The organism is Calothrix anomala FACHB-343, from assembly GCF_014696435.1.
Classification (GTDB): domain Bacteria; phylum Cyanobacteriota; class Cyanobacteriia; order Cyanobacteriales; family Nostocaceae; genus Aulosira; species Aulosira anomala_A.
Genome location: NZ_JACJQG010000024.1, coordinates 19,475 through 34,821, shown reverse-complemented (window position 1 = coordinate 34,821; position 15,347 = coordinate 19,475). Strand labels below are relative to the sequence as shown.

The following is a 15,347-nucleotide window of genomic DNA, read 5'->3' as shown; positions in this document are numbered from 1 at the left end:
TTTTTTAAACCCATAAAAACGATTATCATTCTGGTATGATACCTTTAATTACCGTTGTTGCTGGGCCTGTTGGCTGTGGAAAAACCACTTGGATTGAGCAACAGTTGAGATTACAACAGAGAGACAAAGTATTGTATTTTAGTCCGGGTACGGGGGCTGTTCCTATAGACCAAACTCGCCTTGTAGCGGAATTTCCCACTGTGAAGGTTTTTAATGATAGCGAAAGAGTTGAGTTTTTGAATCAACTAGCCTTAGCTGATGCGGTTTATCTGGAATTGGGGTTTTACTTGGAGTTAAGCGCAGTTACCCAGATTTTAGATAATTTACATTATCAGGCGATCGCAGTTCTACCCCCAAACCTACAAAATTCCGAATGGCATGAATGGGCTAACCAAATTATACCAGGGGCAAATATCTCCAATACTGCAACACAAGCTAGAATTTGGCGTGCATCCAGCACTGGCGAAGTTTTGGATGAAAACAGCCTAGACGAATTTTGGTATGAACTGACACATGGCGCTTATGGTCAAGTCATCCGTGCAAAAGGCATTTTTAATATTGCAGATGGGCGATATTTATACGCAGATTATGTTGCAGGCGTTCCCAAAAATGATTTTCTCGAATTAGACTTACCTCGTCATTTAGAAGGTAGACCACAACGTTTTAGTGGGATAGAAGTTTTTGCTCAAGACTTAGACGAAGCTACTGTAGCTCAAACATTGGGAGATTGCTGTTTATCGGATATGGCAATTTTAAATTACCAAGAACAAACTAAACAATTGCTTGCTGAGGAAATAGAAGCATGAAAATAGCGGTAATATCATGTATTCATGGTAATTATGAAGCCTTAGATGCTGTTTTATTAGATATAGATAAACACAAAGCTGAACAAATTTATTGTGTTGGTGATTTAGTCGGATATGGCCCCCATCCAAATGCAGTAGTAGCACAAATTCGTTCTTTAGATATTCCCACTTGTGCTGGTTGTTGGGATGAAGATATTGTGGAAGGCTTGAACGCTTGTGACTGTAGTTATCCCTCATTATTAGCTGAGAAACGCGGACATTTAGCTCATGAGTGGACTAACAAAGAAATTCACCCAGAAAACCGCGAATTTCTTGCTCAATTACCTTACAGTTTACGTCACGAAAATTTGGTGTTTGTACATGGTAGTCCTCACAGTAATCATGAATATTTATTACCAGAACTTGATGCTTTTGTGGCTTTAGAAAGGGTACTATCTGTAAATGCAGATGTGCTATTTTGCGGTCATACTCATGTTCCTTATGTTCGCAATTTAGATGCAGGTAAGCTAAAAGTTAGCGTGCAAATTGAAGGTGAAAAAGCTCAAGAAAAAAGTTTTAATACATCCTTAAAACGAATTATTAATGTTGGTTCTGTGGGAGAACCAAGACATGGGCGACCTAATGCAACATATATAATTTATGACACAGATACTCAAGCCGTAATCTTGCGTGAAGTCCCCTATGATTATCAAAAAACTTGTGCGGCGATTATTGAAAAAGGGTTACCAGCAATTTTTGCTTGGCGTTTAGCGCGGGGTTTAGAGTTTGCGGAACGCGCTGACGATCCGACCCATGTGTGTACACGGTGAGGGGAAGAAAATTCAAAATTCAAAATTCAAAATTCAAAATTCTATGAAATGGGCTATTTTGAGTGGAATTGAGGGTAATTTGGCGGCTTATGAGGCTGTGATGGCTGATATTAAACGTCAAAGTCGGGTAATAGAGGCTTTGTATATTCTGGGTGATTTAGTAGGGCCGACAGCAGAATCGGAACAGTTGGTAGAACGGGTGCGTAAACCTCGCCGTGGTGAGTTAATACCTCAGATTTGTAAGGGATGGTGGGAAGAACAATGCTTGATTTTGCATTGTTTAGGTGCGACGGGAGAACCGACGGAATTGATGGCTAAATATGGAGGAGATACAGCCAAATTACTTTGGGATAGTGTTTCTCGCCAAACAGTACAATGGATCAGAAATCTGGATTTTGGTTTTTTTGAACTGGATTGTTTGCTAATTCATGGAACAACGGTATCTGTAGATGAGGAACTGACACCAGATACTTCTGCAATTGTAATGTGCGATCGCCTGTCACGAATGCAAGCCCATAATTTATTCTGCGGTCGTTCTGGTTTAGCTTTTCAATACGAGTTACAAGCAGGTTCCATCACCACAGGGGTTACCACCCTTGATAGTCCCCCAGTTTCCCAAACCGTCAACATCACCCCCAGCCAAGTTATAGGTGTAGGTAATGTGGGACGCAATCCAGGGAAAGCCATCTACACTCTCTACAATCCCAGCACCAACGCCGTAGAATTTAAAACTATCCACTATGGAGTAAGTAAGGGATTTAACAAAACTTTTCAGTCTGCAAAATTTACCTGAAACAGCAAGAAGGCTCACACCTACCCGGAGGGAGGTGTCGAGATGAATTGCGCGTGAGTTGACGACAGCCCTCTGACCAATATTGAGCGTCAGCGAAATCAGGGAAGAGGGCATGGAGGAGACGAACAAAATATTTGTTTAAGTTGCGATATTTTTAACTAGTTGTGTTACCATGAAAAAGGAAACACGGTAAGCTCGATACCATGTATAGAGCAATTAAAGTTAGAATTTATCCCACTGATGAGCAAGAATCATATTTAGCTCAATGTTTTGGTAATACCCGTTGGTTGTGGAATTATATGCTCAATGCTACAACCACAGCATATAAAGAAACTCTTAAAGGGCTTTCCAAAGCTGCAATGGACAAATTGTTGCCAGGATTAAAGAAAGAATATGAATGGTTAGGACTTGCATACTCTCAAGTATTGCAACGAGTAACATTCAATCTTTCTAGCGCGTTTGTCAATTTCTTTGAAGGACGCACTAAGTTCCCTAACTTTAAATCTAAACATGGTAAACAATCTATTCAATATCCTCAAAATGTGAAACTAATGCCAGAGGATTCTGTTATCAAGTTTCCTGGCAATCTGGGGATGGTTAAAGCTGTGTTTCACAAAGAACTGCCAAACGCTAAGTTCACGACTGTAACAATATCGAGAAATGCTGATGGTAGGTATTATGCATCTATTCTTTTCAACCAAGAAGATAGGCCAGTAGTTGCGATTAGAGAAGCTATTGGTGTTGACCTTGGACTTAAAAACTTTGCTATAACGTCTGTTGGCTCAAAATATGACCTACCTAAGAAGCAATTAGCCAAACTAGAAAAGAATAGAAAGCGTAAACAGAAAAAACTAGCCAGAAAAAAAGATAAGACATCTAGTAACCGTCAAAAAGCTAAACGCTCAGTAGCTAAAAGTTCTAGTAAAATAGCTAGAGTAAGAGAAGACTTTCTACACAAGCTATCTCGCAAAATAGCATACGAAAACCAAGTGATTTGTGTAGAAGATTTAGCAGTGAAGAATATGGTTAAAAATCCCAACCTTGCCAAATCGATATCTGACCAAGGATGGGGAATGTTTCAAACCATGCTTAAATACAAAGCTCTTAAATTCGGACACACCTATATTGAAATAGGTCGTTTTTTTCCATCTTCTCAACTATGTAGCGATACTCTACTACCAATCCCAATGCTACAGAAAGGGTATGATTCCTTAGGGGTAAGGTTTGTAGATTGTCCGCACTGCAACAAACAGCATGATAGAGACATCAACGCTGCAATAAATATTAGAAATGAAGGTTTGCGATTATGGGCGTTAGGAACTAGCGCTTCTGCCCTTGGAGGGGATGTAAGACCAAAGACTTCTGGACGTAAAAAATCTACGAAGTCTGCGGCAATCCCCAATGAATTGGGAAGCCTACACTGTACCGTCAGGTCAGTGTAGGTAGTTCACTTAATCAACAGTCAACAGTCAACCGTCAACCGTCAATCATCAACATTAAGTATACTTTTTTGGTACACAAAGATTTGCATTGATATGTCACCCTGGACTAGTCTGATAACTGCTTTGACACTGGTACTCTACTTAGTCATTACAATTAATGTTGGTCGAGCGAGAGGTAAATATAAAGTACCACCTCCACAAATGACAGGAGATCCGAACTTTGAGCGAGTGTTGCGCGTTCAGCAAAATACTCTAGAGCAAATAGTTCTGTTCTTACCGGGTTTATGGTTATTTTCTTTTTACGTTAACCCGTTATGGGCAGCTGGTATTGGTGCAGTTTGGCTGGTAGGACGAATTGTTTACGCTTGGGGATACTATCAAGCAGCAGAAAAACGCTTGGTTGGCTTTGGTATCAGTTCTCTTAGCGGTATGGTTCTACTTGTTGGTTCCCTAGTTGGTATCATTCTATCTTTAGTGCAGCCATAATTTATGCTTCTAACCAAGCTTGCAAATCAGCCAAACTAGTAAAATCTAGCAGTGCTTCCCCTAGATTCTCTAATTGTTCTAGGGGAAGAGATTCAACTTGTTCACGCACCTCTTGAGGTAATTCTCCCACCCGCCGAGTTAATAGACGAAGAATCAGCGATCTTTCTCCTTCTTCCTTAATTTCCCGGTACACTCTCGTTTCTTGAAGCGTAATTCCTAACATTGATTCAACCTCTTTACGACTCAATTGTTCAAATTTGTACACCATGATCGTGACCAATAACTCAATTATGGCGCGATTTGTAGGTTCGGGCTGTTCAATATTGCATAACTATTAATAGGGGCTGTTGACTGTTGACTGTTGACTGTTGACTGTTGACTGTTGACAGCCCTCACGATGGATTGTGCAACTTAAAAGCAGAATAACCGGATTGCTATTTTTTTTGTGAAAGTATTTTGCGGTGCGGACAATGAAAACGATTATCATTATATGTTAGCGATAATCGTTTTCAAATCTCATGTCATCAGAAAATCTTACTCCTACTACCCCAGTACATCGCCCTCGGCGCTTGCGTCGTACTGCTACCTTACGTCGCATGGTTCAGGAAACAACATTGACTGTGGATGACTTGATTTATCCGATGTTTGTCATGGAAGGAGAAGCGCAAAAAGTGGAAATTGCTTCCATGCCGGGATGTTATCGATATAGTCTAGATTTGTTAGTCACAGAAATTGCGGAAGTATCTCGATTGGGAATAAATGCGATCGCATTATTTCCAGTGATTCCAGAAATCAAAAAAGACGATACTGGTACTGAGAGCTACAACCCTGAAGGATTAGTACAGCGCACCATCAAGGCAATTAAACAAGCTGTGCCTGATATCTTAGTAATTACCGATGTCGCCCTTGACCCATTTACTACCCACGGTCATGATGGCATTGTCGATGAAAATGGCGTGATTCTCAACGATCCCACAGTCGAAGTATTAGTGAAAATGGCAGTTTCCCAAGCTGAGGCTGGGTCTGATATGGTTGCGCCTTCCGATATGATGGATGGTAGAGTAGGGGCTATCCGTCGGGGATTAGATGCAGCTGGATATTTTGATGTGAGAATTTTGGCATACTCAGCAAAATACGCCTCTGCATATTACGGGCCTTTTCGCGATGCATTAGATTCTGCGCCTAAGTTTGGCGATAAAAAAACATACCAAATGGATGCGGCAAATGCGCGGGAAGCAATCAAGGAAGTAGCCCTAGATATTGCTGAAGGTGCGGATATTGTCATGGTGAAGCCGGCTTTGGCTTATTTGGATATTATCAGAAAGGTAAGAGATTATACTAATTTACCCGTAGCTGCATATAACGTCAGTGGTGAGTACGCCATGATTAAAGCTGCGGCGCAAAATGGTTGGATTGATGAGAAAAAGGTGATTTTAGAAACTTTAACCAGTATGAAGCGGGCTGGTGCTGATTTGATTTTGACTTATTTTGCTAAGGAAGTAGCGTTGATGTTGCTTTAGTTGGTCATTTGTCATTTGTCATTTGTCATTTGTCATTTGTCATTGGTTATTGATGAGGTATTGGGTTCAATAAGTTACTTTGCTTGTGGATGTTTAGGCGTTACATAATAAGGTGCGAGTAACTTTTTTGATAAAAGTTTTAAGTAATTTACCTATGTGAATTAATTTAGTGTAATTACTTGGGTAAATTATTGTTTTGCACCCAGAGGTACGCAGAGTTGTCAACTCACATTTTACACTAAGTATTTATGTTTAAACAATGCCTTTTCAATAAACATTATATTTTCGCAATAAAACGAAAAACGAAGTTTATCAGCCTGCGTAGGCAGACTTTGTTTGTATAGCATCACCCTTATAGGGTGTAGGTGCAAGATATCAGTCAAGAGGTTTTGGGCGTGTCTAGTTTAAAAGCAAAGATACAAGGAGAATTTGAGCAGCAGTGGCGAGGAATGCTGTCAGATTATGTTACAGCGATCGCTTGGTCTCCTCAAGGTCAAATTCTCGCCGCTTGTTCTGCCCATGGCGAGGTGATGATGTGGCTGGTGGGAGAAGGAGTTGAGGGAATTTCTCTCCTACCAGGAAATGGAGAATCTTTAGACTGTCTGGCTTTTTCTTGGGATGGTCAATTTCTCGCCGCAACTGGGCAAAATGGAGAGGTGAAAATTTGGCGTTTACAGTCCCAGCAGCCAGAATTAGTGATTGTGCGGCAGAATGATGGTACTTGGATTGACCGCATGGTATGGAGTCCAAACGCCAATCTACTAGCTTTCAGTTTAGGTCGCATCGTGCAGATATGGAATGCAGAAATCGGTGAACTTGAGGCGATACTAAATTTTAATACTTCCTCTGTGCTTGATATTAATTGGCATCCCAATGGAGAAAGTTTAGCTGTTGCTGGTTATCAAGAGGTAAAAATATGGATGGCGGAAAATTGGAATGATGAACCTTGTGTGTTACCTGTTGATTCTGCCAGTTTGATGATAACTTGGTCGCCGGATGGTAAATATATCGCTTCTGCGAATATGGATCGTTCAATTACTGTTTTAGAATGGGAGAATCCCAACCCTTGGATGATGCGCGGCTTTCCGGGTAAAATTCGTGATTTAACATGGTCAGATACAGCCACAAAATCTGGCGCACCGCTTTTGGCTGCTGCTAGCGCCGAAGGTGTGGTGGTGTGGGAAAAAAAATCTGATGATTGGGAAGCGCAGGTTTTACCTGTACATCAAGATACAGTGCGATCGCTCCAATTTCAACCCCAAACTCATCTGTTAGGTTCTGCTGCTGAAGATGGTTGGGTTTGTCTCTCTAATAAGGGTAAGCGTATCTCTCAAGTTCTTGATGGTGCTGCAAATGGTTTCTCTTGTCTATCTTGGCATCCCCAAGGACATTTATTAGCCGCCGGTGGGAATAATGGTGAGTTAATTATTTGGAAAAAGGGGAAGCGAGGTCAAGGTTTTGGCAAAAAGTAGATTTTTTTGACCGACTCCCCACCCTCATGGTGGGGAATTTTCTGTGTTTTGGCGTATAATGATAACGATTATCATTATAGTTCAACTATGGTCAGTTCCTTAAATAAACCCCAGGAAAACCTATCCCAGGAAGACAGTGAGAAACTGCTGCGAATTCGTCACACCTGCGCCCATATCATGGCGATGGCGGTGCAAAAGCTATTTCCTGGGACTAAAGTAGCAACTGGCCCAGTTATAGAAAACGGCTTTTATTACGATTTTGATTGTCCAGTTAGCATTACCCCTGATGATTTGGGAAAAATTGAGCAACAAATGGGGCGGATAATCAACGCCAATTTTCCTATCATTCGCGAAGAGGTAGAAAGAGCAGAAATTCGCGCCGAAATTACCGAATTAAACGAACCTTATAAATTAGAAATTCTCGACCGGATTCCCCCAGCAGAAACAATTACTCGTTACTTTATTGGTAGTCCTGATATTGGGACACCGGAATCTTCTTTATTTATTACAGATATTCAACCTAACAATAATTATTGGTGGGATTTATGTGCAGGGACCCACATTAATTTTACTGGTGAAATTCAACCTGATGCTTTTAAATTATTAAATATTGCTGGCGCTTATTGGCAAGGAGATGAAACCAAGCCCCAACTACAACGTATTTATGGTACAGCTTGGGAAACTCCCTCCCAATTAGCAGCATACCTCAAACAAAGAGAAGAAGCCTTACGCCGAGATCATAGAAAATTAGGTCAAGAACTGAACTTATTTAGTATTCAAGAAGCAGCTGGTGGGGGATTAGTTTTTTGGCATCCCAAAGGTGCAAATATTCGCTACATTATTGAAGATTATTGGCGCAAAGCCCATCTAGAATCAGGATATCAATTACTCTACACACCCCATATAGCCAATCTTGATTTATGGAAAACATCGGGTCATTTTGACTTTTATCAAGAGAATATGTTTGACTCGATGGATGTAGAAAATCAGGCTTATCAAATTAAGCCGATGAATTGTCCCTTCCATGTTTTAACTTACAAGCATCAACTACATTCCTATCGCGAATTACCCTTAAGATGGGCAGAATTAGGTACAGTTTATCGCTATGAACGCTCCGGGGCTTTACATGGTTTGATGCGGGTGAGAGGATTTACCCAAGACGATGCACATATTTTCTGTTTACCTCATCAAATCGCTGAAGAAATTCTCAAAGTTTTAAATCTTATAGAACAGATTTTGTCAGATTTTGGCTTTAAAAATTATGAAGTTAATCTTTCTACCCGTCCAGATAAGTCAGTAGGAACAGATACAGTCTGGGAGTTAGCAACATCAGCGCTCAAACAAGCTTTAGATGCTAAAGGCTGGAATTATGTTGTTGATGAAGGTGGTGGTGCTTTTTATGGCCCCAAAATTGATATTAAAATCCAAGATGCTATCGGTCGTTTGTGGCAATGTTCCACAATTCAGGTAGATTTTAATTTACCAGAACGTTTTGATATGGAATATATTGCAGCTGATGGTAGTCGTCAACGACCGATTATGATTCATCGGGCTATTTTTGGTTCTTTAGAAAGGTTTTTTGGCATTTTAGTAGAAAACTATGCTGGTGATTTTCCCTTATGGTTAGCCCCAATTCAAGTACGCTTATTACCTGTGAGTGATGATGTGCGAGAATATGCTGAATCTGTAGTAATTGCTTTAAAAAAAGCTGGGATAAGAGCCGAAATAGACAACAGTGGTGAGCGATTAGGAAAGCAAATTCGTACAGCCGAATTAGAGAAAATTCCTGTTGTGGCTGTTGTCGGTAAAAAAGAAGTAGAAAATCAAAATCTGAGCGTCAGAACTAGAATCGGCGGAGATTTAGGAACTATGAATCTGGATGAATTGCTTCACCGCTTAGAAGAGGTTGTAATTGCTAAACAAGTTATTTAAAAGCAGTTAATAAAATGTTGAACAATTTGCAGTTTAACGACCAAGGTTTGATTCCAGCTATCGCCCAAGATTACCGCGATGGTACAGTTTTGATGATGGCTTGGATGAACCGGGAATCAATTGAAAAAACACTCGCTACTGGTGAAGCTCATTATTGGAGTCGGTCGCGTTCTCAATTATGGCATAAAGGAGCGACATCTGGGCATATTCAAAAAGTCCAAGAGCTTTTTTATGATTGTGACGGAGATACCATTTTGTTAAAAGTTGAGCAAGTTGGTGATATTGCTTGTCACACTGGTGCAAGAAGTTGTTTTTTTAATGCTGTACCAATATCTGTAACCAAATTTTAGATTTTGGTTGGCGGATTAATTTTTAGGGACGGGGCGATACCGTCCCTAAAATTTTGCTGAGGAATTTTGAATCGATTCATTTCTTTTTTGCAGATGTCAGTTGTTGAATTAGTCTAGCTCTTTGATGAGCCATTTCTGGTCTGGTGAGAATTCCTTGTGTGGGGCTTAATAAAAGCGCTAATAAAAATAGTCCAGATATGACTAGAACAATTGCGGCTCCTGAGGGGACATTTAAATAATAGCTGATATACATGCCGCTCACGCTGCCAATTACACCAATAATTGCTCCTAAAAACATCATTTGATGTAATTCTTTGACTAATAAATAAGCTGTGATAGCAGGCCCAATTAATAGTGATACTACTAAAACTACTCCCACTGCTTGCATACTAGCAATGATGGTCAGGGTAATGGCGGAAATTAAACCGATTTGCATTAAGTTTACAGGTAATCCTATTGCTTGCGCTGCTAAAGCATCAAAGGTGTAAAATAGTAATTCTTTGTAAAATAATTTTACGCCTAGTAAGACAATTACTGTAATAATTAAAGTACGTACAACATCAGATGTGGTTACGCCTAAAATATCGCCAAATAAAAAACTATGCAGGTCTATTTGACTTTTTAATATGGTAATTAGCATAATTCCTAATGCTAAAAATCCCGAAAAAACCATTGCCATTGCTACATCAACTTTTACCCGTGACTGGGTTTCAATCCAGGCAATAATCAAGGTACTGATTGTACCAGAAATGAACGCACCGATAAAAATATCGACACCAAAAAAAAAGGCGATCGCTAATCCTGGTAAAACAGCATGAGCAATCACATCTCCTAATAATCCCATGCGTTGTACAATCAAATAGCTACCGACAACAGCACATAATACCCCCAGCATTATGGATGTAAATAAGGCGTTGCGCATAAACTCAAATTGTAGCGGTTCTAAAAGTAAATTTAACATTAAATAAACTCCAGATTAATTAACAGGTATTACGTAAATCTAAGAGAAATTTAACCGCAGAGAACACAGAGAACGCAGAGAGATAAGAGTTTGATTTTTTGTGCATCAGTTCTAATTAAATTAATTCACTGCGGAGAAAAAATACTCCATCTCCATAGGCTTTTTGAATATTTTTAGCATTAATTACTTCCGCACTATTTCCATCAGCAATAATGGTTTTATTGAGGAGTAAAAATCGGTCATATCTGCGGGAAACTTCGCCCAAATCGTGACCAATCACCATCAAGGTTTTATTTTGATATTTCAGTTCGTTAAATACTTCAAAAATTACCGCCTCGGTTTTTTTGTCTACACCAACAAATGGCTCATCAAAAAAGAATAACTCAGCTTGTTGCGCAAGCGATCGCGCTAAAAATACTCTTTGCTGTTGTCCTCCCGATAACTCCCCAATCTGGCGCTGGCGCAATTCCCACATCCCCACACGTTCTAAAGCTTCTCTGACTATGGCTTGGGATTGGCGAGAATGGGAACGAAACCACCCTGTATGTCTAGTTCTCGCCATCATCACCACATTAAACACTGTAATCGGGTAATCCCAATCAATTTGACTTTTTTGCGGTACATAAGCAATTTGCGCCAAATGCTGTTTCAAGGAATTGTTACGAAATTTAACTACCCCACTTTCACGGGGAATTAAACCCAAAATCGCTTTTACCATCGTACTTTTACCTGCACCATTGGGGCCGATGACACCAACGATTTGTCCCGGTTCTAGGCGGAAACTGACATCAGTCACCGCACAAACGCCTCTGTAGTTAACTGCTAAATGACGAACTTCTAACATTAGGTAACTCCAAAAAATAAATTATTCCGTTAAAGTCGTTGACGGTTCACAGTTAACAGTCAACAGTCAACAATGAACAATAGCAATGGAATATTTTTTTTACTTAAAAGTCTCTGAGACTCCGATTTTATGATAATGATAATCATAATCATAATTTACGAGTATCAACAATGTTAGAAAATCGACAAAATCAAGGACTGATGGTATTAGCTATTACCTTCAGCTTACTGGGATGCGAGGCGACACCAACCACAACACAACAAACAAAACCAGTAGACAGCGCTGCTTCCATTGCAACTGCAAACCCAGCCACCGCCGCCAGCGAAGTTCCGTTAGTTGTAGCAACTAATACGATACTTTGCGATTTAACCAAACAAATAGCCGCCACAACAGTGAATCTGCAATGTTTGATTCAGCCTGGTTCCGATCCTCATGTTTACCAAGCCAAACCAGGCGATCGCAAAGCCATTGAGCAAGCTAAATTGATATTATATGGCGGTTATGACTTTGAACCGGAGTTAATTAAGTTGATCAAAGCAACTTCTAATCCAGCTACCAAAGTCGCAGTGAACGAACTAGCTGTTCCCAACCCGCAAAAGTTTGCAGAAGATGGCAAAACTGTCACCGACCCCCATGTTTGGCATAATGCTCAAAATGGGGTAGCCATAGCGAAGGTAATTGGCGACAGTTTGAGTAAATTAAAACCAGAAAATGCTAATTTATATAGTGAAAATACGCAAAAAGTTACTAACGAAATTAGCAAAATCGACACTTGGATTAAATCGGAAGTAGCAACAATTCCACCAAAAAATCGCAAGTTAGTCACAACTCACGATGCTTTAGGTTATTACGCTCAAGCCTATGGTATCCCTGTAGAACAAGCATTAGGGGGAATTAGCACTGAAGCCGCACCCACAGCCGCCAGGGTGAGTGCATTGGTGAAAGATATTCAAAAAACTGGCGTACCGACGATTTTTGCAGAGGTAACAAATGATGCCAAGTTAATTACAGCAGTAGCGAAAAATGCTAATGTCAAGGTTTCAGACAGAGAACTCTATGCTGATAGTTTAGGAGAAGCAGGGAGTGATGCCGATACCTATCAAAAAATGCTGATTGCAAATACCCAATCGATTGTTGAGGGTTTGGGAGGGAAGTATACGCCATTTGGCACTTCTAATTAAAAAAAATATTCCATTGCTCTTTTTCACTATTGTACGGGCGGGTTTTGTCAAATATTCATGCTTGAAAACAGATATGTTGGTTAAACCCACCCCTAATGACTCTTAACTGTCAACAGTCAACAGTCAACAGTCAACGAGATAATTTAGGTATTATTTTTGATGACGTACTTCCACCACAGTATGCACATTCCCACGGGGAGTAAAATCTGCTTTGACTGTCACCTCTAAAGGATCGCAAGCAGCGACAAAATCATCAAGAATTTGATTTGCAGATTCCTCATGAGAAATATAGCGATCGCGGTAACTGTTAATATAAAGCTTCAGCGCTTTTAATTCCACTACCCGCTCATCAGGAACGTAGGTAATATAAATCGTCGCAAAATCCGGATAGCCAGAAAACGGACATTTACAAGTAAACTCCGGTAAAGTAATGCTAACGTCATATCGCCTACCCACACGCGGATTCGGAAAGGTAATTAATTGTCCTTCCGCAATCTCACGTTCGCCATATTTCATTTCTTTGGTGTCAGTTGTCATTTGTCAAATAGTCAGTTGTAATTGGGCATTGGGCATTGGGCATTGGGGAGCCAGTGGGTTGCGGGGGTTCCCCCGTTGTAGAGGCGGAGCGGCTTCCCGCAGGGTAGCAACTGGCGTCATTGGGCAAATAGAATTCTTAATTTTGAATTTTGAATTTTGAATTTTGAATTATTTGTCCCTAATCCTGTTCCCAGTCTGGACAATTATTATCATCCCAGCCGTGAGGATGCATGGCACAAACTAATAAATTACCACCATAAGCTTGTCCGTGGTAATGGATACAACCGATACAAGCCGGATTTTTTTCTGCTGTGGCTTCAACTGAATAGGGAAAACCCGGATCTAAATCTGTAACTACATCTTCTAGTTCCCAGTAAGCCTCAAACATTGGCTCGGCTAAATCTTGTAAATACTGATCAACTTCTGTCGCAATTGTAGTTTGTACCTGTTCAGTAATTTCTTCTGTGAGTTCCAAAAAAGCGTCTACCATGTCACTCATTCCCAGGAAAAACTGCTCTACTTCCTCAGCCACAGTCTCAATGATGTCGATCAAATCTTTTTGCCAATTGTCCATAAACTTGACACCTTTACTGGCTGATGAATAGAGCGCTCAGTGTGACCTGGCTGGAAGTACTAGTATCTTAGCTGAAAGTTCACAAAGGATTTTGGATTCCCACTATGATTTACTAGGTAGATCCTAGTTCAAGTATATGCAAAAATTTACTGTGTTTGGTGCTGTTGCTAAATTACTGCTATTGACTAGTCGTTGCGTTGCAACCGTTTTAACTCTTCTTGCAGTTCTAGCACTTGGTTACGCAAGCCATCTACATCATCAGTTGGGGAAGAATCCTTGACTGTTGGTTCTTCATCTTCCTCGACAATTTCGATGCGACGAGGTTCAGCAGGCGGTGTTTTGTCTGTAGGTGCGGTAGATGATGGGGGCTGTTGAGCTTGCTTCATCATATCTTCGACAAAGCGGCGGGCTTCATCTGTGGTCATTTCGCCCTTTGCCACCATTTCATCTGCCAGTTTTTGGACTTGCGATCGCAATTCGGCTAATTTTCCCCCTGCTTTCTCACCCGCGTAAGAAGCTAAACCAACACCGAGGTAAAAAGCTTTTTGAACAATATCTCCAAAACCAGGCATTGCTGCTGAACGCTCCTAAAAATAGGGCGACCCGGAGTTTACGCCTACCACAAGCATCCCGTATTGCTGCTACCTTCCGGTCCTGACAAGATTTGGGCGTTGAAGTCGCATAAGTCCAGGTCTATTAATAGAGTAGCACAATAATTCCGTAATTGGATGTTATTCCACAATAATTCGCCATTCGTGTAGCTGATAATTCACACAACCGTTTGCTACCAAGGGGTCACGGGCGATAATTTCTTGGGCTTCTGTCATTGATTGCGCCTCAAATACCATCATCCCGCCGCCGAATTCTGCCCAGTAACCAGTTCTGGCTTTATGTCCTTTAGCAATTAAATCCTCAACGTAAGCCTTATGGGCGGGTACGTATTTGTCAAAGGTAGGTTTATCAACTCTGCCCGTTTCAATTTTGACGAAAATTGGCATTTATTTACAACCTCCAGAATTTTGCTATCCTCAAATCCATAGGATAAGTCGTTTCGCTTCTGCCCTCTACCTTAAATTTAAAATTGAATGAGCCTGTTTTTCATAGCCTTGCTACCACCGCAAGATATTCAAGATTACGCCAACGACATCAAGCAGTATTTTGCTGATAATTACGCCAGCCGACACGCGCAAAAGTCCCCGCCGCACATTACGCTACAACAGCCTTTTAAATGGGCAAATCGTGATGTATCTAAAATAGAAGCTACTCTGGCGGAGTTTGCGAGTCAAAAACAGTCGCTACCAATTACTCTGAATGGGTTTGCAGCTTTTCCGCCCCGTGTCATCTATATAGATGTGGTGCAAAGCCCAGAATTGCTGAATTTGCAAGCAGACTTAAAAGCCGTTGTCGAAGCAAATTTGGGTATTGTAGACAAGGAAGGTAAAAACCACCGCTTTACACCCCACATGACAGTTGCTTTCCGCGATTTAACCCGACAAAATTTTCAAGCAGCTTGGACAGAATTTGCAAATCGCCAGTTACATTTTGAATTTATTGCTGATAAAGTAACATTATTAATTCACGAAGGTAAGCGATGGCATATCAAATCAGAATTTGCTTTTTTATGCAATTGACTATTATCT

17 protein-coding genes, 1 other RNA gene and 1 pseudogene are annotated in these 15,347 nt (G+C 40.6%); 11 read left to right on the top strand and 8 right to left on the bottom strand.

Going from position 1 to position 15,347, the window contains the following annotated elements:
* Window positions 1-35: 35 nt before the first annotated feature.
* From H6G08_RS15435 to H6G08_RS15415, 5 genes are all read left to right on the top strand, one after another.
* A complete protein-coding gene (locus H6G08_RS15435; RefSeq protein WP_190544125.1) occupies window positions 36-806 on the top strand; it encodes a CobW C-terminal domain-containing protein in 771 nt (256 codons plus the stop codon).
* Complete coding sequence (locus H6G08_RS15430; RefSeq protein WP_190544122.1) at window positions 803-1,615, top strand: metallophosphoesterase family protein; 813 nt, start codon at window positions 803-805, stop codon at window positions 1,613-1,615. Before H6G08_RS15435 ends, H6G08_RS15430 begins: the two co-directional genes overlap by 4 nt.
* Before the next feature lie 43 nt (window positions 1,616-1,658).
* Entirely contained in the window at window positions 1,659-2,408 is a 750-nt protein-coding gene (locus tag H6G08_RS15425) for a metallophosphatase (protein ID WP_190544119.1), read from the top strand.
* A 203-nt stretch (window positions 2,409-2,611) separates the two neighbouring features.
* A complete protein-coding gene (locus tag H6G08_RS15420; protein ID WP_190544116.1) occupies window positions 2,612-3,850 on the top strand; it encodes an RNA-guided endonuclease InsQ/TnpB family protein in 1,239 nt (412 codons plus the stop codon).
* Window positions 3,851-3,943: 93 nt separating this feature from the next.
* Window positions 3,944-4,336, top strand: coding sequence for an MAPEG family protein (locus H6G08_RS15415; protein ID WP_190544113.1), 393 nt, complete (start codon window positions 3,944-3,946; stop codon window positions 4,334-4,336).
* 1 nt (window position 4,337) lies between these two features.
* Here H6G08_RS15415 and H6G08_RS15410 read toward each other — a convergent pair.
* A pseudogene (locus H6G08_RS15410) lies at window positions 4,338-4,655 on the bottom strand (DUF4351 domain-containing protein); the annotation flags it as partial.
* A gap of 199 nt (window positions 4,656-4,854) precedes the next feature.
* Between H6G08_RS15410 and hemB the strand changes: the two are divergent.
* The 4 genes from hemB to hisI all read left to right on the top strand — a co-directional run bounded on the left by hemB (window position 4,855) and on the right by hisI (window position 9,610).
* A complete protein-coding gene (gene hemB / locus H6G08_RS15405) occupies window positions 4,855-5,856 on the top strand; it encodes a porphobilinogen synthase (protein WP_190544109.1) in 1,002 nt (333 codons plus the stop codon).
* A gap of 395 nt (window positions 5,857-6,251) precedes the next feature.
* Window positions 6,252-7,328 (top strand): WD40 repeat domain-containing protein, encoded by a 1,077-nt coding sequence (locus H6G08_RS15400; protein WP_313941858.1) that lies wholly within the window; start codon window positions 6,252-6,254, stop codon window positions 7,326-7,328.
* Between the two features lie 87 nt (window positions 7,329-7,415).
* On the top strand, window positions 7,416-9,260 hold the full coding sequence (gene thrS, locus H6G08_RS15395) for a threonine--tRNA ligase (protein WP_190544106.1): 1,845 nt from the start codon (window positions 7,416-7,418) through the stop codon (window positions 9,258-9,260).
* A gap of 14 nt (window positions 9,261-9,274) precedes the next feature.
* A complete protein-coding gene (hisI, locus tag H6G08_RS15390) occupies window positions 9,275-9,610 on the top strand; it encodes a phosphoribosyl-AMP cyclohydrolase (RefSeq protein ID WP_190544102.1) in 336 nt (111 codons plus the stop codon).
* A 76-nt stretch (window positions 9,611-9,686) separates the two neighbouring features.
* Here the strand turns inward: hisI and H6G08_RS15385 are convergent, their stop codons facing one another.
* The gene (locus H6G08_RS15385) at window positions 9,687-10,571 is read right to left on the bottom strand and encodes a metal ABC transporter permease (RefSeq protein ID WP_190544098.1); all 885 of its coding nucleotides are present in this window, start codon (window positions 10,569-10,571) and stop codon (window positions 9,687-9,689) included.
* Window positions 10,572-10,686: 115 nt separating this feature from the next.
* Window positions 10,687-11,415, bottom strand: a complete 729-nt coding sequence (locus tag H6G08_RS15380; protein WP_190544095.1) for a metal ABC transporter ATP-binding protein — start codon at window positions 11,413-11,415, stop codon at window positions 10,687-10,689.
* A gap of 170 nt (window positions 11,416-11,585) precedes the next feature.
* On the opposite strand from H6G08_RS15380, the gene H6G08_RS15375 reads away from it, so the two are divergent.
* Window positions 11,586-12,596, top strand: a complete 1,011-nt coding sequence (locus tag H6G08_RS15375; protein WP_190544092.1) for a metal ABC transporter solute-binding protein, Zn/Mn family — start codon at window positions 11,586-11,588, stop codon at window positions 12,594-12,596.
* 150 nt (window positions 12,597-12,746) lie between these two features.
* Here H6G08_RS15375 and queF read toward each other — a convergent pair whose 3' ends face one another.
* The 5 genes from queF to H6G08_RS15350 form a co-directional block, all read right to left on the bottom strand.
* Window positions 12,747-13,133, bottom strand: coding sequence for a preQ(1) synthase (queF, locus tag H6G08_RS15370; RefSeq protein ID WP_190544088.1), 387 nt, complete (start codon window positions 13,131-13,133; stop codon window positions 12,747-12,749).
* Window positions 13,134-13,311: 178 nt separating this feature from the next.
* The gene (locus tag H6G08_RS15365; RefSeq protein WP_190544085.1) at window positions 13,312-13,707 is read right to left on the bottom strand and encodes a hypothetical protein; all 396 of its coding nucleotides are present in this window, start codon (window positions 13,705-13,707) and stop codon (window positions 13,312-13,314) included.
* Between the two features lie 185 nt (window positions 13,708-13,892).
* Window positions 13,893-14,279: a phasin family protein gene (locus tag H6G08_RS15360; RefSeq protein ID WP_096646261.1), complete on the bottom strand. Its 387-nt coding sequence runs from the start codon at window positions 14,277-14,279 to the stop codon at window positions 13,893-13,895.
* Between the two features lie 25 nt (window positions 14,280-14,304).
* Window positions 14,305-14,401: signal recognition particle sRNA small type (ffs, locus tag H6G08_RS15355), an RNA gene on the bottom strand.
* A 37-nt stretch (window positions 14,402-14,438) separates the two neighbouring features.
* Complete coding sequence (locus H6G08_RS15350) at window positions 14,439-14,705, bottom strand: YciI family protein (protein ID WP_190544082.1); 267 nt, start codon at window positions 14,703-14,705, stop codon at window positions 14,439-14,441.
* Window positions 14,706-14,792: 87 nt separating this feature from the next.
* Between H6G08_RS15350 and H6G08_RS15345 the strand changes: the two genes are divergently transcribed.
* The gene (locus tag H6G08_RS15345) at window positions 14,793-15,338 is read left to right on the top strand and encodes a 2'-5' RNA ligase family protein (RefSeq protein ID WP_190544078.1); all 546 of its coding nucleotides are present in this window, start codon (window positions 14,793-14,795) and stop codon (window positions 15,336-15,338) included.
* The last annotated feature ends 9 nt before the right edge of the window (window positions 15,339-15,347 follow it).